The organism is Kitasatospora sp. NBC_01300, assembly GCF_041435235.1.
Taxonomy (GTDB): Bacteria; Actinomycetota; Actinomycetes; order Streptomycetales; family Streptomycetaceae; genus Kitasatospora.
Genome location: NZ_CP108408.1, coordinates 3,154,431 through 3,174,460, shown reverse-complemented (window position 1 = coordinate 3,174,460; position 20,030 = coordinate 3,154,431). Strand labels below are relative to the sequence as shown.

The 20,030-nt window shown below is 67.1% G+C and carries 9 protein-coding genes; all 9 read right to left on the bottom strand.

The features are described 5' to 3' along the window. Positions 1-133: 133 nt before the first annotated feature. A complete protein-coding gene (locus OG556_RS13935; protein ID WP_371517311.1) occupies positions 134-274 on the bottom strand; it encodes a hypothetical protein in 141 nt (46 codons plus the stop codon). Between the two features lie 191 nt (positions 275-465). Beyond that, entirely contained in the window at positions 466-3,450 is a 2,985-nt protein-coding gene (locus OG556_RS13930) for an RNaseH domain-containing protein (RefSeq protein WP_371517310.1), read from the bottom strand. 57 nt (positions 3,451-3,507) lie between these two features. Beyond that, entirely contained in the window at positions 3,508-6,825 is a 3,318-nt protein-coding gene (locus tag OG556_RS13925; RefSeq protein WP_371517309.1) for a hypothetical protein, read from the bottom strand. Next, positions 6,822-8,108 (bottom strand): hypothetical protein, encoded by a 1,287-nt coding sequence (locus OG556_RS13920; protein ID WP_371517307.1) that lies wholly within the window; start codon positions 8,106-8,108, stop codon positions 6,822-6,824. Before OG556_RS13920 ends, OG556_RS13925 begins: the two co-directional genes overlap by 4 nt. A 52-nt stretch (positions 8,109-8,160) precedes the next feature. After that, positions 8,161-9,396 carry a helix-turn-helix domain-containing protein gene (locus OG556_RS13915; RefSeq protein WP_371517306.1) on the bottom strand — a complete coding sequence of 412 codons (1,236 nt, stop codon included), beginning with the start codon at positions 9,394-9,396 and terminating at the stop codon, positions 8,161-8,163. 411 nt (positions 9,397-9,807) lie between these two features. After that, positions 9,808-12,816 carry a DUF499 domain-containing protein gene (locus OG556_RS13910; RefSeq protein WP_371517305.1) on the bottom strand — a complete coding sequence of 1,003 codons (3,009 nt, stop codon included), beginning with the start codon at positions 12,814-12,816 and terminating at the stop codon, positions 9,808-9,810. Between the two features lie 49 nt (positions 12,817-12,865). Then, positions 12,866-15,574: a DUF1156 domain-containing protein gene (locus OG556_RS13905; protein WP_371517304.1), complete on the bottom strand. Its 2,709-nt coding sequence runs from the start codon at positions 15,572-15,574 to the stop codon at positions 12,866-12,868. Beyond that, complete coding sequence (locus OG556_RS13900) at positions 15,571-18,807, bottom strand: helicase-related protein (protein WP_371517303.1); 3,237 nt, start codon at positions 18,805-18,807, stop codon at positions 15,571-15,573. Before OG556_RS13900 ends, OG556_RS13905 begins: the two co-directional genes overlap by 4 nt. Beyond that, positions 18,804-19,919: a hypothetical protein gene (locus tag OG556_RS13895; RefSeq protein ID WP_371517302.1), complete on the bottom strand. Its 1,116-nt coding sequence runs from the start codon at positions 19,917-19,919 to the stop codon at positions 18,804-18,806. The genes OG556_RS13900 and OG556_RS13895 overlap by 4 nt, the downstream gene beginning before the upstream one ends. Positions 19,920-20,030 lie beyond the last annotated feature (111 nt).

Sequence of the window (20,030 nt, the reverse complement as noted above, 5' to 3'; positions counted from 1 at the left end):
GCACCACCGTGCGGCTGGCACCGGGGCGCGTAACGACAGCGCGCCCCGGTGCCAGCCGGTGGCTGATCTGAACAGAGGCGGACTTCGGGGCGGGTTCCGTAGTGGTAGGTAGGCCCAAGGGCCTGGAAGTCGACTACGCCTGATCCTCTTGATCCTTGCCATCTGCCCTCAGCAGGGCCGAGATGCGTTCCCACCTCTCTGCGGACCAGGCGGGTGACAGGGCGAGCTGCTCCTCCACCCAGGCGTCGATCTCCTCGTCGCAGTTTGCGCTCATGTGCAATCAATCTATGGAATTGCGCCGGTTTGGATAGGTGTGCTCCCGCAGTGTTAATGCCTGAATCAAGCAGCCCGCCGCGGGAGCACGCATCACGGGACTGGCGTGAGGGATGGCCTATATTTCATTTCCCGAGTGCCACGGGCGGCGGGATTCGCGAGGTGAAATATCGGCGGGCCCAGGACCGAGGGTCATGAGCCAATGCTGTTGTTGCCATTCATCGCGTCTGCGATGACCTTCAGCGATTCGGGGTCCGTGGGCGCGGAGCGGCGGTACTGCGGGTGGTCGAGGTCCATCTGGAGTGCTGCATGCTGCGGGGCCGCGTACCGAGTGCGGTCGGACCAGGCCAAGGCTTGGTGACTGAGGCGGGCGGCGGCGACGGCGAGGTGTTCGCGCTGGTAGCCCGAGTTGGTGCACATGGGCGTGATTTCGCGAGTGCTCATCGTATACCAGGGTGCGTTGAGTTCGTTTTCCTTACGCTCGTCGGCATTCTCGGAGGCGTGGCCCGGGTCGGCACGCCAGCGGGTCTTGTGCTGGCCGTGGCGCTTCTTGCCGTAATTCCGCGGTTCGGTGTACAGGAACCAGGGGTGACCTTCGGTGCGTTCGGCCGGGAAGTAGAGGTCGCTGGAGGTTTTGAGGGTCTTCTCCTTGCCACTCTTCAGCTTCTCCGTGACATAGGCGAGACGGGGCATCTCCTCCTGGTTGCAGTTGAGGCGGATGACGCTCACCGGTGCGGCGTGGACCGGAAGCCCAGTGCTGGGGAGCCACGGGCGGGAGTCGGTGGGGTCGGGTTGCTTGCCTTGCTTGTTGTTGTTGAGCCCCGGCCACATCCTGCGGCAGGCGCTGCCGTCGATGATGAGGGCGTAGGGGAGGTCGTCGAGTTCGTCGGCGAGGTCCTGCAGGGCGAGTTTGACGTCGTGGCTGGCCTGGGTCCAGCGCTGGATCTCGTTGTCGCCGTCGGTTCGGTGGAGCGGGTAGTTGGCGGCGTGGAAGCGGGCCTGGGCGGTGGGGTAGTGCTCCCAGACCGGGCTGAGGTTGCTCCAGCCGAGCATCCGCCAGGCGCCTTCAGGGGTGTCCGGTGGGATGATCACGCTGGCCGTGACGATCCGCTTGGGCTCGCCGCGGAACCTTCGGTCGGTGGCCTGCTTGCGGATGTGGACGCCGCACCAGGCCATGCGGGGGATCGAATAGGGGTCGTCCGGGCCGTAGAGCGCTTCCTCGAACCGGGCGTCGATGATGCCGCAGGAGCGGTAGAGGTCGAGGAGCCCCATGTAGACGCGATGGTCGTCGTACGGCTTCTTCGGGACGGTGAGGACCTGGTCGCCCTTGACAGCGTCTCGCTGGCGCCCGATGAGGTACTGGCTGGGGGTGAGGGTGGCGGCGAGGGCGCGCCTGGTCTGGAACTTGGCGTCGCTGTCCTCCAAGGCCCTCTCCACCTCGGAGGACTTCAACTGCTTGTGTTCCTCGCCGGCGATGGGCTTCTCGGTCTCGCACCACGCGGCCAGCATGACGCCCGGTTCGCTGTAGGCGTCGACCACGGCGCGGGTGTCCGTGGCCCGGGTCGTGACCGGGCCGTGGGCCAGAAGGTCCTTGGCGTAGTGGAAGACCGCTTCCACCCCGGGTGCCAGCGCGATGCGGTCGCCGTCGACACTGCGGTCGATGTCGGACGGGTCGAGGCGGTAGGAGTGCGCCAGGCCGTGGAGCATCCGCATGCGGGTGGACGCCTCGTAGTACAGGCACAGGATCCGCAGCGTCTTGTACCCGGCTGCTTCGATCGAGCGCTGGATGCTGGCAGGGTCGGGCAGGCCGACGAGGTCGATGTATTGGTTGTCCTTCTTGCGGGCGGCTTTCTCCGCGGCCGAGATGGTCTCGAAGGGGCGCGGCGAGAAGACACTGCCCTTGGACTTGAGCTCCAGCAGGCGGGCGGCGCCGTCGAAGGCCCTCTCGATCTGGTCGCGGAGCAGCCCCAGGTGGTACAGGCCGGCGCCGGTGCCGACGGCGAACCACTTCGGCGGAGTGGGTACGACGGGGCGGACGGGGCCCGGGGCTGGGGTGAGGAGCGTGGCGCGCTTTCCGTTCGCGTCGCGGGTGTTCCACAGGTTTCGCTCGCGCTCGACGCGGTTCTCCACCGCGTTGAGAGCGGTCCGGTCGGCGTCCAGCTTGGCGAGGATTTCCAGCGCGTAGGAGTTGGCCTGCCGCAGGCCTCGGCCGTCCAGGGTCACCTTCAGCAGTGGCCGGCCGGTTCCTTGGTCGACGAGGGCGGTGCGGGAGAAGATCAGGGCGTTGTTGACCCGCCGTACGTGGGCGTCGGTGTTGATGATCGGGTGGTCGACCGCGGTGTAGGTGGCCATCTTGACGGTCATCCTGGACATGGCGTACTGGAGCCTGCTGGAGCTTTCGTCAGTGGGCCAGTCCCGGCTGATGTCTTCGGCCTTGATGGGGTGGCCGCGGCCGGCGAAGGTCGGGCCGATGGGGTGGCCCCAGGCGACGAGGCTTCCGTCGTTGGCCGGCCGGTAGTGCACCTCGGCCCGGGTGCCCTCGTCCTTGGCGGCCTGCCAGCCGATGATCCGTTCCTTGGTCTCCCCCTTCTTGTCGACGTACTCCTCCGTGACGCCTTCCATCTGCTGGTCGATCAGGGGGACGGCGGCAAGGCGCTTGGCGATGTGCCATTTCACCGCGTCGTAGGCCCAGCTGGGTGGGTTGACCACACCTTCGTCCCCGGTGGCGAGGATGTGCTCGGCCAGCGGGAGGCGGCGTGCCGTGGTGGCGGCGATCAGCGTGGCGAGCCGGGACTCGACCTGGAAGGGGACCTCATCGAGCGGGACCTTCCGGACGATTCCTTCCAGGAAAGTGAAGACCTTCACCAGGGTCTTGGGCGTGATCTCGGTGAGGCTCACCATGTACCGCAGGTACTTGTCGAGGTGGACGTAGCCGTCGGTGAGTTGCTGCAGTACGGTCACGACGATGGAGTACGGGACGAGGAAGACGTCCTCCTCGCGTTGGTCACGGACCGCCTTGGCGTTCGCGCGGGCTGTCTTCTGAAGGCCGCGCCATTCGTTGCGGGTGTCGTCGTCGAACTCCCAGACAAGCGCCTCCATGCCTTTGAGGAGGTCGGTGGTGCAGTGGATCGCCGTGGTGTGCGCGGTCAGATCCCGCTCGGCGGCACGTCGCCCCATTTCGCGGTCCCCTTCTCTCTCGTCATCCTGGCTGGGTGGGCCGTGGGCCCGGACGTGTTACAGGCCAGCGTCGGGCACGCCCGCGTAGGACAGGAACGCGTGCAGGGCCTGGCCGTAGAGCTCGTTCATGACCCGTTTCTGCTCTCGCGTCCAGTTGCCGTGGATACGGCGGATGATGCTGGACAGGTCGGAGCTGAACTTCGTGTCGTGCAGGGAGTGGTCCACGATGTGCAGGGTCATGTCCGTCTCCCCTCGGCGTGCCCGGCCGGCGAGTTGCACGAGTTGGACGAGCATGCCCGCGATCAGTTCCTCCTGCAGCTCATGGGCCATCTGGGAGAACCGCGACGGGGAGCGCAGGATGCGCTGCAGCTGGCGCCACGACGCGTCACGGGCTGTTTCGATCGCCAGCAGCGGGTCAGCGCAGCCGCCCGGTGGAAGGGTGTTGATGCCGGCCGCGTTGACCGAGCCGTGGATCCACTCGGTGTCCTCGATGCTCAGGACCGGTCGCACGCACAGGAAGATCTCGCTGACGGCGGAGCGGGTGCCGACGACGATGTTCAGGCCTCGGGCGATCACGGCCAGCGGGGCGATGAGGATCTCGCCGTGGTCGGGGAAGTCTTCCAGTTCCTCGCGGACCATGCGGCGGACGTGAGAGGGCAGGTGCTGCTCGTAGTCCCGTTGGTGGAAGTCCTTGACCAGCAGGCAGATGCGGTGGCGCAGGCCCTCGGCCTGCGCCAGGCCGTGGGCGAGGTAAGCGCACTGCTCGTAGGAGTTGGCGGTAAGGATCACCCGCGCCCGGTCGTCCTTTCGCCCCTCCAGCCGCCGCAGCCGCCTGTCTAGGTGCTGCTCGTACAGCAGCCGGCCCAGGTCACGCAGGACGGCTGGCTTCTTGTCCGCCCAGATACCGCCTACGCGCAGAGCCTCGCGCTCATCGCCCGAGCTCGGGTCGATGACGGGGGTGGCACGGGTGACGATGGAACGCGGCCGGGTATCGGGGAGCCACCACTTCACCGGGGCATGGACGTGCTCCTGGACGGCCTGGGGGAAGTAGGCGGTGGCAGACAGCCCGAGCACCGGGCGTTGGACACCGGCGACCATGAGCGCGGTCAGTCCGCCGAGTTCGGAGACGAAGGTGTGGGGGTCGCCTTCGAAACAGCGGGACAGCAGTTCGGCCTCGGTCTCCTTGGCCTCCAAGCCGCGGATCTGGTATCCGCTGATGGAACGCCCGAGCGTGGAGAGCGGATACAGGACGGTCACCGTGCTCTTGTGCAGCCCGTCGAGGATCTTGCGGACGGAGGCCAGGTCGAGGTGGCTCAGGGCGGCGGCCTGCCGACGGAGGTTCGTCATACTGATGTCGAGATCGCCGAGGATGGTGCGAGTGGCGAGCAGGTTCACCACCGCGGCCCGGTCGTTGGCGACAGGGACGGCATTGCCCAGCAGACCATGGAGTTCTTGCTGCACGAGGGCAAGGAAGTTCTCACTGCGGGGCGCGGTCAGGGCGGCCAAGGCCCGTTGGAGGGCGTCCCAGTCCGCCGACGCGGGGTAGTCGGCGCTGCCGGCCGACTCGGGGCCGTTCCACCGCTCGGGCATGATCCGTTCGAGGAAGCCGAAGAGCTCCGGGGGAACGGCGTCCGCACTGGGAACCAGGTCGGGGAAGAGCAGCTGGAGGATCTCGCGGTCACGGGACTGGGTCAGGCGCCACCCGTCATTGTCGCGCCCCGCGGCACCCCAGCCCCCGGTCTCATTGCCGGGATTGAGCTTCAGAGCGCGGGAGCAGAGCCACAGCAGCAGGAACTCCGCCATCAAACGGGAGTGGCTCACCGGAGAGAGGAACTGTTCCTGGTTCCCGCTCGGCAGCCGCTTGGCATCCTGGTCGATCTCCCGCAGGGCACTGTCCCGTTTGCGGGAGGCCAGCACGACGGACGAGGTGCAGCGGCCGATCGCGGTCTTCTGGAAGGCGTCGACCTCATCGACGATCAGCGCGTCGAACGAGCGCAGCGCCAGTTCCAAGGCGCTCACGCCAGCGGTGCCGCGCACCTGCCCGCGCCATTCCCGCCCGTCGATGACGGCCCCGATCCGCAGGGCCCCTTCGAGAAGGTTGGCGTGGTTGGTGACCACGATGTCCGCCTCGGCCGCCGCGTAGACGGGACGGAACTTGTCGCACACCGGGATGTAAGGGCAGGCGTGCGCCTTGAAGCTGTCCGCTGTCGGCGCGAGGAGCGTCAGACAGTTCTCCTGCCCGGGAGGATAGAGACCGGGCGGGTCCATGAGAACGCGCTGCGCGCACCCGTACGCGAGGTGGGCGATGTCCCGCTGCCCTCGCAGGTCCCACTCGGTGATCTTGGTCGAGGGGGTCAGCGCGGCGTAGTCCATGGCCCGCTTGTGCATGCTGGCGGCCGACATCAGCGGGGCGCAGGTGGCCTGCTTGTCGATCTTTCCGGTTTCGAAGAGCCAGCCGAGGTCGTTGTTGATGTCCCAGGCCATGCTGAGGGTGGCACGAACGTCGGTGAGCGCGATGGCCAGCCGGTAACCATGGAGGACCGCCCACGAGGCCATGACGCGTACGAGCACCGTTTTGCCGCTGCCGGTCGGGGCGTTGAGCACCTGCAGCAGGCCGGACACCAGGTCCAGCTCGGACAGCTCACCACCGGCACTGCTCTTGAGGTCCCTGATGAACTTCGAGAGCACCGTGTGCAGGTAGGCCACCGACTTGTCGCGCTCGGACAGCCATTGCGAGACCTCCAACAGCTGCGCCACGGGCGCCGTGATCCGGTCACGGGCCGCGGCGGTGACCAGATGCGGAAGCGCCTCGTGCCCGGCCGCCTTCTCGAACAGCGGGGTGGCGCGGAACTCGATCTCGCGGCTGGTGACCCCGTGCTCGGGGCCAAGGTAAGTCGTCCTGGTCTTCCACGTACCCGGCCCGGCGAACTCCCCGGCCTTGGGCCGCTTGCCCGGAGTGAAGAACCGCCCCGTCAGGCGTTCGGCGTGGCCGAGGAAATCACCCCCGACCTTCAACAGCGCCGCCTCCGCCGTGAACGGGTCATCCCCGACCAGGGTGACCGTGCCGCCCGACCTGTCATGCCCGTCACCGTCCGAGGTGAGCTTGCCGACGAACGCCAGCACGGCCGATCTGAACGCCTTCGGGTTCCACCACTCGGCCGGCATCAGCTGCGCCACCTGGCGGACCACGCGCCGCTCGGCGAGCGTCAGCATCGGCCATTGGTCCCATGCCTGCGGCTTGCGCGCGGCGAAGTACGCCGCGTCCCTGAAGGAGGCCACCACGTTGCCATCGTTGTCCTTGCGCCTCATACAGTGCGAAGCCAAGGCCAGGGCCCCGACGAGACCGGCCTCCGCACCGCTGAGCTCCCCGTTCACGCCCGCCCCTCCCGGATCGCCGCCAGCACCTCGTCCACGTAGCCGCCCGCGGTGATCGCCCGCATCCCGTAGCCGCGGCACACCGGGTCGAGCGTCGCCACTTGCGCCTCCCGGTGGTCGGCCACCACCAGCCACTTCGCGTTGCCCTTGTCACCGGAGTCCATGTGCAGTTTGTCGACCAGGTGACTGACGAAGGTGTAGTCCTTGAAATCCGCCGGGAATGCGGCTTTTCGCTGCTGGCCGTCGTCTTTGGCGACGTGCAGGTCGATGCGGTCGCCGTCCACCCACAGCTCCGCGCGCCAACCCGTGCCCTGGAGATGGCGGTTGAGGACGCGGTGCAGTCTCAACTCGGGCAGACCGGGTACGCAGGTGCTCCGCCACACCGACCTCACCAGCGCCTTGTGGCCGTCGACGGGCTGCGCCTGCGGCACTTCGGGGACGCACCCTGTCCACAGCTCACCCTGCCGCCCGTGCGGAACGCCACACGGGAACACGGGATTCAGCACGGGCGGCTCACCCTGGGTCGGCTCGAAGCGGTAGGTCGCGCCGGTCTGCTCATGCCACGGATAGAGGCACCAGGCGCTTCCCTGGTCCCGTCCCTCGGAATGGTGCACCGAGACCTTCATCGGCCACTTACACGCAGGGCAGGGGAACCACCAGCCGCGGTAACGCGCATGCTGAGGCACCGGCCGGTAGAAGTCGACTGCCCGGGTGGGCAGGTCCAGATCTGCAAGGGCCAGCCGGTCACTGATGGCATCAGCCGGTTCCTTCTCCAGCACGACGGGGTGCTCGATCAGGTTCGTGCGATGCCGCTCGTAGTAGGGGCCCTTGATGGCACTGAAGACCGATTCCTGGCTGTGCTCGTCTTCGAGGGCCGTGAACGTGACCCGCCCGGCGAACCGGCCCACCTTCTTCGCAGCCCGGATGACCCGCTCTGCCTCCAGCCGAAAGTCGAATGCCTCTCCCGGCGTGACCCCGTCCACGTCGAGGAATCGAAGCCCGTCCAGGCTGCCCGGATCCGCCCACTCGGGCATCAGGCCCGCCATGGAACCCGTCTCTGCTCCGGTCAGCCTTTCCAGCAGACCGGTGAACCTGACACGGTGTCCTGGGCCGGCTGCGGCCATCAGCGCCCCCTGGGCCTCCATGAGCCGCTCCAGCCGGCCCGGGCCGCTCAAGTCGTCTCGTGTGAGAGCGTCCCCGCACACCGCGAAGGCCATCGCCGCGCTGAGCAGCGCCTCCGTCTGGCGGAACTGCTCCGAGTTTTCCGCCTGTTCGCTGTCCACACCGGGACGGTACGGGCGCCGACGAGCGAACTCGCCTGTTCTGCAGCAGACTTCACTCGATCAAGTGGTTTAGATCGGAAGTCTCAACGTCCGGATACAGTTCCTGATAGGCGTCAAGGTAGTCCTTCGCGTGCTGTCGCCCGCTGTCGGTCAGGAACCAGAAGTACGGGCCGCTCTCCTCGCCCTCGGGGTGGCGCAGAACGATGAACCCGCGGCTGGGGTTGCGGCCGTCCGGGCTTCGCCCGACAGCCAGGGCGTGCGGCGCTCGCCCTGCCAACGAACCGTCCACGCCGACCCCGTCGGCGCGGGCGACGCGCACCAGGACACTCCACAACCAGCGGGACAGCAGCGGTGCCGGCGCTCCCTTGCTGCTGGGAACCTTCAGGCCCGCTCGCGCGACGCTTCGCCCGTGGCGCGTCACCTCAACCAGCGTTCGGTCAACCTCGCCGACGCCGTCGACGTAGACGCGGTCCCGGTGCGTGGTGACCATGTCGCGGCGCCGCAGTGCGGCGACCGACGAGCCCACTCCCGGATCGCGCACGCCTTCCTGCCGAAGCCGCTCCTGAAGCCTAGTCAGCCCGACAAACTCCTTAGGCGCGTGGAGTGCGAGGGGCATCCTTCGCCACTCGCGCGCAGCGCTGCGGACGCCACCCATCGCATGGCTCCGCCGCTGCAGCAGTTCCTCCTCCTGGTCCTGCCAGAAGAGGCACGCCAAGTACAGACGCTGACGCTCGTTCAGTCCTTTCCACGCCGCCATCGGCCCGGACGTCTCTCCACGGCCGGACGCCCTCCTGGACAGGACCGGCACAGTCTCGTCAGCCGGCCGACTACGCCGCCAGGCATCCAACAGCACCCGCTCAGGTACCCCGTACACCTGAGCCAGGGCACGCGCTACCCTCCCGGCCATCTCCGGAGCCCCGCCATCACACTCCGGAACTGCTCGTCCGAGTTCCAGAGCCCGGAGCATCCCGGCATCGAAGCCCAAGTCCCGAGCCCATGGCTTCTCGGCCACTGCGGTAGCGGCCTGACCTACCTCCAGCCCAGCGTCCCTGCGAAGGTCCGCAAGAGTCTCGGTTCCACGAAGCCTGCCGCACAAGTCCTGCGCGTCGCACCGCAGGACAGCCAATAAACGCCCGAACGACCGATCACCAGGAGCGCTCCGCCCAGCCAGCCAGTACTGCACCGCCCGCTCGGACACGCCGACGGCCCTCGCCAGCTCGGCCGAGCCCATGCCGCGTAGCTCGATGTACCTTGCCAGCGCGGACGGAGAGAACGCGGTCTCGGTCATGTGCCCAGATAACGGTAAGAGCGTGGTCCCGGGCAACCGCCGAACAGGGACCGACTGTGTGACTCGGGTACCCATCTCCCGCCTCTACCCGAAAGCACAACCGTCCTGCATCCAATCGGATGTCCTGAGACCGAGGAGGGCCACGCCCCGGCAGAGGGTCTGTCGGGGCCGCAGACTCCGAGGTAGTTGCGGCGGGGGACACATATCATCTTCGCCGCCCTACCCCGGACTCCCGCCATCGACCATCTCGCGGCGAGGTGACGGGCGCACAGGCTCCGGAGTGGCGGTCCGCCCACGCACTTCACCATTGGGGTCAATGGTGGCGAGTTGGGCGCCCCGCATACGTCGGGGTCTCCAGGGCGCCCAGCTCCAATGCCTCATGGCCGATAACTCGACCGGTGTGACAAGTGTCTAGATCTCCTTGAACGTCGCCGAGATCCCCATCTCGTCGAGTCGTTGCCGGATCTGCTCGGCTCCCTCGGCACTCAGTACGACCTGGAATGTGCTCTGAAGGTAGCTGATCTGCCTTTCGTCCAGAGCCATGAAGAACGAACGGAACAATGCGGCAAGTCCATCAGCGGTGTCGTCATCGGCCAGGAGGTTGCAGGTGAACGAGAACACTGCCTTCTGGTCCTTGCCACCGGACTGCTGAGGGACGTCGTCGCTTGAACCGTCCGCTCCGGTGTCCTGGTGGCCGGCTGCCCCGTTCGCCTGAGTGGCGCTTGCTGCCCCTGCCCCGCTCTGTGTCGTGTCATTCGGGGCTGAGGGTTCGCTTGTGTCGGTGCAGGTGCCGTCGTGGGAAGGCTCACCGCAGGTCGGGCAGAGCTGAGGCTTCGGCTTCGAGAGCCGCAGGCTCGTGCTCGCCAGGTTGACTTGCGCAGGCCCGGTGACAGCGACCTCGGTTCCATTGCCGTCGACGATGCTCACCAGGCCCTGGTCCACGGCGTCGTGAATCGCTTGCTGAAGATCGCGATCCCCACCGTAGAGCAGCGGCAGTCTCGGAGCGCTGTAGAACGCGGCCCGGATGTCGGAGAGGGTCTTCCCGTAGTCCTGGTCGCGGAGGTTGTGGTGCAGGGCTCGGGGAGTGAACTCCCCGACATCGAAGACCTTGTCCCGCGCGGCCAGCGCCTTCCAGACCGCAGTACCGTTCAGAGCGGTGAAGTTGTCGTCATCGTAGGTGAGTTCGTCGAGGTAGCGCTCTCCGTCCGGGTCAGGCTGCGCGAGGAAGACGACGTGCTGGTAGGCCCGCTTGAGGGCCTTCTCCAGCTGCTCTTTCGCCGTGGCAAGTTCCTTGGTGCCGATCGTCTTGAGTTCGCTGTCGTTCTGCACCTCGGGCGCGGCCAGGGCTCGTTGCCGCGCCAGGTACTCCACTGCCAGGCCGCGCACCAGGCTGCGGCGCTGGGTGTTCGCCACGGCGTAGACCGCGCTGCTGGCCCACTGGACGGGGAGCTGTTGGACACCTTGCCCGAGGCCCATCGCGACGGTCAGCGCCTCCATCGTCGGCTTCTCCATGCCGTTGCGGAGGCTGAACTGGGCAGGGTCGAGCACGACGAGCCGGTTTGTGTAGGCCATGTCCAGGCCGCTGGTGGCCATGACATCGACTGCGGTGCGTTGGGCATCGGCGGGAATGAACTTGAGTTCACGGAACGGGCCGCTGTTGGCGAGCTTCTGAGCGAAGTCGGCGATGACCTGGTCCCGCTCGGTTTCGGTGATGGTGCGCCGGATGTCCTTGACGAGCATCTGGTGGGTGAGGCGGGTGGACATGAAGTAACGGGCGGGCTTGTTGTTGCCCTGGCCTCGGGCGATGTCGAGAGCGCTTATGCCCCGTTCCTGGTTGACAACCTCTTCGACGACGATGTCGGCGTCGGTGATGGTGTAGCTGGCGTGCGGGACACTGGTGGCCGCCTTGACCTCGGGCGCGCTGGCACCGCGCCCTCGACCGGGACGGAGGGTGCCGACGATGCTCACCAGGAAGATAAAGGTGGCAGCGCGTTCAGCGGCTCGCGGATTATCCCCATGCCACGGCACCTCGGGGCGTTCGAGGTCCTGGCGGCGTGCTGTTCCTGACGAACCTTCGTGGTTGACGACCTCGATTTCGGCGAGGCTTCGGTAGTTCGCGATCGTGCGGTCATCCTCCACTAGGCCGCTGCCCAGGAGCGCCTCGCGGACTGTGCTCTCCGACAGGGGAAGGTCTCCGGGTCCGATGAGTGCCGGCACCCACTCTCCCGCCTTGCCTCGCTGTTGCAGGGCGAACACGGTGGCAGCGAAGATCCGGATCGTGGATCGGACACGCTGGAATCCGGTGACTCTGCTCCACTCGTCCTTCGCCAGACTCACGAGCATCGGGTGGAAGGGGTAGCAGGCAGCAACCTCGTCCGACCAGTGGCGGCGCCAGTCAGCACCGATCTGCTCCCAGACGTGCTTGGTCCAGCCGTTGTCGCCCAGGACCGGCTCGTAGAGGCGGGCCGTCGCGGCGAGCACCTCGGCGGCTGGCTCGGTGTCGAAGAGTCGCCGCCGCAGGATGTCGGCGAAATCGCTGACCTCGGTGACCGTGGCCGGCAGGCCGTTGCGTTCGAGCAGGGTGTTGAGGTCGTCGCGGCGTTCCTTGCCAGCCGGCGAGAGCGCGGTCTTGTCTGCGTCGGAAGCGATCATCACGACGAGCATCGCCACGTGAGGGACGTCGTTGACGACGTCGAGAAGGGCGCGCAGGAACGCCATGTCCTGGGCTGCAAGATCGGGCTTCTTGGTGCCGTCGAGACCGTTGCCGATGTAGTCCAGGACCTCGTCGACGATGATCAACACAGGCCTGTTCACGGCGCGGATGGCCTCGGCGATCTTGTGCTTGTCGCTCCAAAAGGGCTGGTAGCGCTCGTAGAGCGAGTAGTCCTTGGAGAACAGCCGCCACAGGAACCGCTCGTAGAGGCTGACCGCCGGCCCGTCGAGCTCCTGCACGCCAGCACCGGCGGTCATGTTGTCGCACGGGAGGACGACCACATGCGGCCCTCCGAGGTCCCGGGCGAGCTCTCGGCCCATCTTGGCCTTCGCCCGCTCGACGACCTTCTCGCCCAGTTCGGTGGACAGCAACGCCGTGGGATTGGCAGCCAGGTGGAAGGCTCCGATGCAGGCGTGCGACTTACCACCACCCATGCCCTGGTCGAGCCGGGTGACGGCCCGAGCCTTGAGGTAGTCGTCACCGCCTCCGACGCGGACCGCGATCTCGGTGAGGAGGTCGATCAGCCGCTCGGTGGGGTGGGTGATGTCACCGTAATAGGCCGCATCCGCATACGGCGGCCGGTCCGTGGCGGTGCCGTGGACGGCGCGGAACAGCGACATTTGCACATCGTCGATCTGGCCGGAGGCGTTGAGGATCTCCTCACGGATCTTCAGGGCCTTCCACCACGGGGTCACGCTCGTCGTCACTACTTATCTCCTGGGCTGGTGAACATGGGTGCTCGTGGTGTGCTCGTCATCACATCAGCTTCAGCTGGGCGCCCTGTCGGCGCGCGCGTTCGAAGGCGCTGGCGGTGACCGCCTCGGCGGCGCTGCCGATTCCGGCCCGGGTGCGCAGGACTCGGGTGAACGCGATTGAGTCCGGGTCGTTGTCGGGAAGCCGGTCCGCGAGGAACTGGATGGCCGACCAGAGGTAGGTGTCGTCGACACCGCGCTCCGATGCCGCCAGGACCTCACCCATGGCCTGCAAGCCCTCATCGGACGCCGCGGCGAGCGCGAGTGCTACGTCGACCGCGGCGGAGTCGCCGTCGACCTTGCCGTAGTACTCACGCGAGGTGATGAAGCGGACCCCCTTGTCGGCGTCACCCACAAGATCGCGTACGGCGGCGAGGTCGAGGGAAGAAGCCAGGGCCTGCCAGCGCAGCTCGGACTTTGCCTGGACCTGTCGGCCGTAGAGCCGAATCCACCAGAGGGCGAACCGGGTGCGGGCGTCGAAGGCCGAGAGTGGCTGGTTGTTGACCTCGACAGCCATGGCTTCCTGGACCGCGGCGCGAGCCAGCGGTAGGAACGTGTGGATGTCGACTGGTCCGCCCTTGGCATCGAGGACCTCGCTGTAGCGGCCCACAACCTCCATCGCGGGGCCGGCCGCCGCCATTAGCATGTCGGCGGGCGCCAGGCCCCACCGCTCCCAGTCGGGGTAGCGGCGCTTGATCTCCGCCTTGATCTCCGCCTCGACGGCACCCTTGCGGCCGGCCGGCCGTCCGGCCGGGGCAGGACGGCAGGCCATGGTCAGCGTGGTCTCGATATTCGCCTTGCCCTGCTGCCCGCCGGATTCAGTGTTGGCCGGCCACGAGCCGGTCATCACCAGCCCCGCCTTTTCGATGGAGTGCAGCAGCCGCTGCCACACCTCGGGCTCACCATGGCCGAAGACGATCGTGACGACGCCGTCGTCGCGGACGGCCAGGCGCATCTGCGCGAAGGCGTCCGCGATGAGGTTGTCGTAGTGCTCGCGGGTGCGGTGCTCGTTCGGGGCCTCACCGCGTACCCGCTTGACGATGATCTCCTGGCTCTTGTCCTGGCAGCCGTGCGGGTCGGCGGTGACGGCAAGCTCCGGCCAGGTGTTGTGCAGGCAACGCTTGACCCAGGTGTAGAAGAGATCCGAAGCGTCCGCGTAGGCGATCATCTGGTCGTACGGCGGGTCTGTGACCACCGCGCTGAACGTCTTGGGCGGGTAGGACAGCGCGGTCGCGCTTCCGCGCTGCACCGAGGCGGGCACCCCGCGCAGGCCGGAGAACAGGTTCCGGCAGGCGGCCAGCACGTTGTCCGAGATCGATTTCCACGTTCCGGGGCCGTCGCCGATGCCGGACTCGAAGAAGTCGTGGGAGAAAGTGATGGACCCCTCGTTGACGAACAGGTCCCCGACCTGAGCACCGCCCTTGCTTTGGAACCGGGCGCCGCGGGTGGAGCGCCGCAACTTCTTCACCACGACCGCCGTCGCGTAGCCGCACAGGGCCCGCACGTAATCACGCGACAACCCGGCTGCGGTGAGCTCGTCGCCGAGTTCGTTGATGATCCGTGCCAGGCGCACGTACGAGAGGGTCTGACGGTCGACCATGAAGTCGCCGTACGTCTTCGCCCCGTAGATGCTCGGCCCGATGATGTTGTTGTTGCCGGGGGCGATCCCCTCGTCCGGGATCGCCGGGAGGAAGGGGCTGAACGCTGGCTCGAAGCCCAGCGCAGTGGTGGCCGCAGCGGCGGCCTTCCGCTCCTCGTCGGTGGGCTGGCGGAAGGTCTTCTGGCTCTTCGCGTCGATATCTGCTGCCAGGACGAGAGCGTCGCGGCCCTGGCCTTCCTGCAAGAGCCGCCGGTGCACAGCCAGCGAGTGGACGTGGCTGCAGAACACGCAGATCGCGCTCTTGCCCGGCACCTTCTTGCCGTTCTCCACGGCGTTGGTCAGCGTGGGGGCCCGGGAGGGCTTGCCCGGCGTCACGACGGCCTCCCATGTTCCGGAGGCCCGGTCCGCGGCGATGTAGAACGCCACCGCTTCGCGGGAGCCGCGAGCGGGCATCAACTCGTAGGAACCGATGAGCGGGAACGCGTGCCCGCACTCCTGGCAGGGGATCTCGACGGCCCACAGGTACCCCCATGGAAATGCGCCGTTGCTGCGAGGGTAGAAGTCGCTCATTGCAGCGGTATGCCTGGCTTGGATCTCGGCGAACAGCGTCTCAAGGTCGCCGAGCAGCCGGTCCGTGCGGGAGGTCAGCAGATGGCCGAGGTCGCCGAACGGAAGGTCAGGCTCCTGGCTCCAGTCCTCGAACGGGGCCGAGGTGAGCAGGTGGCTGGCCAGTACTGCGACCGGACTGTAGTCGACGGCGGATGCCTGGACGCCCAGGCGTGCCGACTCCAGTGGGATCATGCCGCGTCCCGAGAACGGATCAAGGGTGGTTGCGCCCTGCGGGTTGGCCTTGGCGATCTCGGCCTGCAGTTCGCCCCACGCCCCGTAGCGTCCCGTCATGGCCTCCCGGACGAGGTTCTGCAACCGGGTCTGCTCGCCGACCTCGTCGGGCCACGGCAGCAGGGAGCAGATCGTGGCGGCCTTGGCCTGGGCGGTGGGCCGCTTGGCGAACCACATGAACAGGGAGATCTCGCTATTCCCTGACCCCCAGCCCTTGTCGCTGTTGGCCGACACCTCGGCGCTGGGAAACCATCGTTCGATCATCCGGCTCATGTGTTGCTCCCCGGGGCGTTCTTGAGACTGCTACCGGGGACGCGGAAGATCGCGTTCCCGGTCATGACATTGGCAAAGAGGGTGGCAGGGTCCTGGTAGGCCCCGAAGAAACGTCCGCGGCCGTCAGCGCACTGGTCGACGACGTAGAGCCAGTACTCCTTGCGGTGCTGGGTGGCGATCAGGACCTCGTTGCCGGTCATCCGGATGCCGTCGCTGGCCGCGTTGCCCAGCAGGCCCTTGACCTCGACATGCCGGACCTGGCTGTTCCGACGCGCTTCCAGATCGTAGCCACGGCCCTCGGTGTGCACGTCCTCCACAGCCCACCCATCGTCGGCGAGGAGCTGTTGGACGTGGCGCATGGAGACCAGCTCTGCGTCTATTTCCGCCTGGACCGTGATATCAGCGGCCGCCAGGACACGGATACGGCCGATCAGCTTCGGCGCGGTCAACTGCACGTCAGCAAGGCGTTCAAGCTCGTCGAGTCGTTGCGCGGTCTGGGCCTGGAGCCGGCGCCGCAGTTCGACCCGGGCCGCGCGGTCGTCGATGTTCTCTGTCAGGCTCAGCGGCAGGTTGGTCAGATCCTTGCGCGCTTGGGCGAACCAGTCAGCGCGCACGCGCCGGTGTTCGGCGACAGTTTCATCGGCCACCTCCCGGGCAGTCGAGAGCGCCAGCCCCTCTCGGGCGGGATGGGGCGCGGTGCCGTACTGACCAGTAGGTACGAGGTTGGCCAGCGTTTCCCACCGCACCGGGCGGGCGTTGCCGCTGTCGTCGACCTTGACCAGGCTCGCCCAGATGCTCGCGCGCTTCCCGTCGCTTTCCGTCAAGGTCGCCGTGTACGCGTACAGGTCGTACGGGGTGAGACTTGTGGGGTCGGCAGCGGCGCCGGACTGGTGCAGGTCCTCGGCGAGGGAGTGTTCCGCCATGCCGATCAGATCGGTGAACCCGGGCTCGCCCGGGCCGAGCGTAATGGTGTCGCCGACGTCGATGCTCTCCGCGGCCTCGCGTACCGCGTCGCCGCTGGTGGCGATGTGGACCTCGCCAGCGCCGCCAAGGGTGACGGGGAACCTTGCCGTACCCTCCAGCGCCAGCCGGCGGAATCCGGCGCCGGCGGCCGTCGGGGAAGACTGCAGTACTCGGGCAGCGGTGAGCCGGTCGAGGTATGCCTCGACGATCGCCGGGTTGATCCGTGCGAACAGATCACGCTGAAGCAGGGTCAGCGCGGCGACGGCGTCGACCTGGCTGGCCAGACGTCGTTCGTTGTCCCGCACCTGCCTGGCAGCCCGGGTGAGCTCCTGGGACTGGACGGCCTTGGCGGCGTCGATCGCCTGTTGTTTCCTGCCTTCGTCGTTGCCGTACAGGTCGGAGAGCCACTTGTCGTAGTCAACGCCGGTGATCTCAGCCACCGCTGACAGACTGTCGAACATCTGGCCACGCAGCTCATTCGCCGCGGTGACGAAGTGGTCCAGCAGCCTGAGCAGGGTTTCACCCTCTCGCGTGTCAGTGGCGATCAGGTTGTACAGGTGGACATCACGCAACTGACCGACGCGGTGGATACGTCCCATCCGCTGCTCAAGGCGCACGAGGGACCAAGGGATGTCGTAGTTAACCAGCACGTGCGCGGCCTGAAGGTCGATGCCTTCGTTACCGGCGTCGGTGGTGACGATGACCTGGAACTCGCCTCGCATGAAGGCTCGGCGCACGTCGTCGCGTTCAGCCTTATTCTGCCGACCCGAGTACAGCTTGGCAGTGAACCCTTCGGCTTCGAGGCGTTGTGCTACCCACTGGGCCGAGTCGGCGTACTCGGTGAACACCACGGCTTGCTCGCCGTTGCCGGGAAGGACCCCGTGCGGGGCAAGGCAGTCCTCGGTGAGCCGCTTCCATTTCGACGGCTTCCAGGCCTGATCACGGAGTGTGGCGTTGATCTGGTCTGCGAGGCTCTTGATCGCTGCCCGCTCGGCCCTGCTGGCGGTCGAGCTCGTGTGGACGACCTTCGCCTCGTCGACCTCCGCCTCGTCGCCTTGCCCGTCGCCCTCGGCGATGAGAGCGGCCTCCGCCTCACTCATCGCCCCCATGTGGTCGTGGCGCCGGCGCAGTGTCTCGGCAAGCGCGTACAAACTGGAAGCGGCCCGCTTCGCGTACACCATGCGGGCAAGCGGCTGCGCGGCGGGTGGGAAGTACCTGTCGACCATGTCCAATGCGGCCTGGTAATAGCCGTATTCGACCTGCGACAGGGGGACGCTGTGGTTGTGCGCGGCGCGGCCCTTGAACAGTCGGGTCCTGCCGTCGTAGTCGACCAGGTCCTCCTTCATCCGCCGCAGGAAATGGATCGGACCCGGGCGAAGCGCACGCAGCGTCACATTGGGGTCACTGCCCGGGTCCGGGTAGATCGCCGGGTCCACAAGGTGCAGCAGGTGCCGGAAGAGCCACTCCTTGCCCCGGTGCGGGGTCGCGGTCATCAGCAGTGCCCGCGGGGTGTTCTTGGCCAGGAGGCGGCCGACTTGGTGGAATCCGGCGGCGGTAGGAGTCAGCCGGTGCGCCTCATCGAAGACCACCAGGTCCCAGCCGGCCTTGTCCGGCCGAATGGCGTCCTGTACGGCCGGGTTGACGGACGCCAGCTCAAGAGAGACCACCCACAGGTCGTTGGAATTCAGCGCGTTCTCACGCACAGTCGCCGAGGTGAGTTGGCGCAGTCCTCCGCCGAGCAGACGCTCGAAGTCGTCGACCCACTTGGTGGCCAGGTTCGCCGGGCAGACGATAATCGCACGCTTGACCAGGCCCAGTCGCTGCATCTCCCGGAGATACAGGCCGGCCATGATCGTCTTGCCTGTGCCAGGCTCGTCCGCGAGCAGGAAGCGCAGCAGCGGCTGCGGCAGCATCGCGCCGTAAACAGCCGTGGTCTGGTGCGCGTACGGCTTCAACGGGGTGGCCGCCATGGCGCTGGATTCGGCGTTGGTGGCGGCGGCATACATCCACTGGGTCCACATGGCTGCCAGCACCCTGGCCGAGTCGGCTCGACCGTCGCTGACCAGGGGCCGCACGGTCTGGGTGTCTCCGGCGGCCAGGTTCACCTCATGCCGTCGGTCCTGGTCGTCAACAAGGATGAGGTCCCACGAACCCGGGTCATCGCCGGGCAGGGCGAAGCGGACAGTGGCGAATTCGGGCACTCCGCTGGCCTGGACTCTCACTCGTTGCCCGCGTTCGAATGACACCTCGTCCTGCGGCTGATTACTCATGCGCGAGTCCCGTAGTTCGTCTGGATCCAGCGGGCCAGCAACGGATCGATCACACGCCACCCTTGACTCGTGTCTTCGATGAGCCCGCTGGCGACCAAATGCGGTGCCGCTTTCTGAGCTGTCGTCTTGGGAAGGCCCAGTGTCCGCACAGCCCGCGCGGCCATCGGGGCGCCGTACTCAGCCACCGCCCGGAGAACCTTGCGTTGGCCCACGCTGAGCCCGCTCATCGTGGCTCGTGCTTCAGGGTCGATCTGCCGCAGAGCCGCAGCAATCGCTGCATCGAGATGATCACTGGTGGCTGGCTCTCCTGCGGGGACCTCTTGCCACAGCAGGTGAGCCAACAGCATGGTCCGCTGGGGATGCCCCTCGCCCGCAGCCAGTAGCTCGTCCAGCACACCAGTCACGTCGCGGTCCCCTGCGGTAGCGAACCGCTCTTGGATCGATTCGCGGAGTTTCGCTTTGGGCAGCCGACCAAGGCGGAGCGCGGACACTGGCTCCCCCTCCCCTTCGGCAGACCCCGTGGACAGCATGTCTGGCCTGCTCCCGGAGAACAGGTAGGAGACGGCCGCCCGCTGTCGGCAAGCATGCTGCCGGATCAACGCCTCTGCCCCCGGCACACCAGCAGCAGACTGGAACTCATCGAGCACGATCAGAGTCCGCCCGCCCTCACGCTGAGCCAACAGGGAGGGAAGCTCTAGCAGAGCATTCAATGCCGCCAGCGGGTCGGCTGCGGGCCGACTATCCATGGCCGAAGCGAATCCGGACCCCGTGATCGACACTCCAGCCTGCGAGGCAGCCAAGATCTTGCTCACTGCCGGACGCACCACCTCGGGTGCGTACGACGCCCACGCCCGCTCAAGGCGAAGCACCAGGTCAGAGAAGCTCGCGACCCCGAACAGATCGGCAGTGACCACAGTCAGGCCGTCCCGCTGCCCCTCGGCCGCGATCTTGTGAATCAGGCTCGTCTTGCCGAAGCGCCGCGGTGCCACCAGCGCCATCAGCCGGCCCTCGCGGGCCCATGCCTTGATCATCTCGGCCTCTCGGCACCTGTCGACCACCTGGTCACCAGCGACTGGCCCGTCGTATTCGAACGGGCCTGTGCTGTCCCGCATCGTCGACTCCAGGAGGTGTGGTGCTGAGATCGCAAAGGTATGTCGACAGCGTACCTCCTGGTACGCCAGCGGCGTACCTCTTTGCCCAGTCCCGGGCCGACCTTCCGCAGG

Excerpts from the sequence above, each read along its gene's own strand:
- OG556_RS13915 (WP_371517306.1), bottom strand. The coding sequence starts at position 9,396 with ATGACCGAGACCGCGTTCTCTCCGTCCGCGCTGGCAAGGTACATCGAG.
- OG556_RS13895 (WP_371517302.1), bottom strand. The coding sequence starts at position 19,919 with ATGCGGGACAGCACAGGCCCGTTCGAATACGACGGGCCAGTCGCTGGT.
- OG556_RS13930 (WP_371517310.1), bottom strand. The coding sequence starts at position 3,450 with ATGGGGCGACGTGCCGCCGAGCGGGATCTGACCGCGCACACCACGGCG.
- OG556_RS13905 (WP_371517304.1), bottom strand. The coding sequence starts at position 15,574 with ATGAGCCGGATGATCGAACGATGGTTTCCCAGCGCCGAGGTGTCGGCC.
- OG556_RS13935 (WP_371517311.1), bottom strand. The coding sequence starts at position 274 with ATGAGCGCAAACTGCGACGAGGAGATCGACGCCTGGGTGGAGGAGCAG.
- OG556_RS13900 (WP_371517303.1), bottom strand. The coding sequence starts at position 18,807 with ATGAGTAATCAGCCGCAGGACGAGGTGTCATTCGAACGCGGGCAACGA.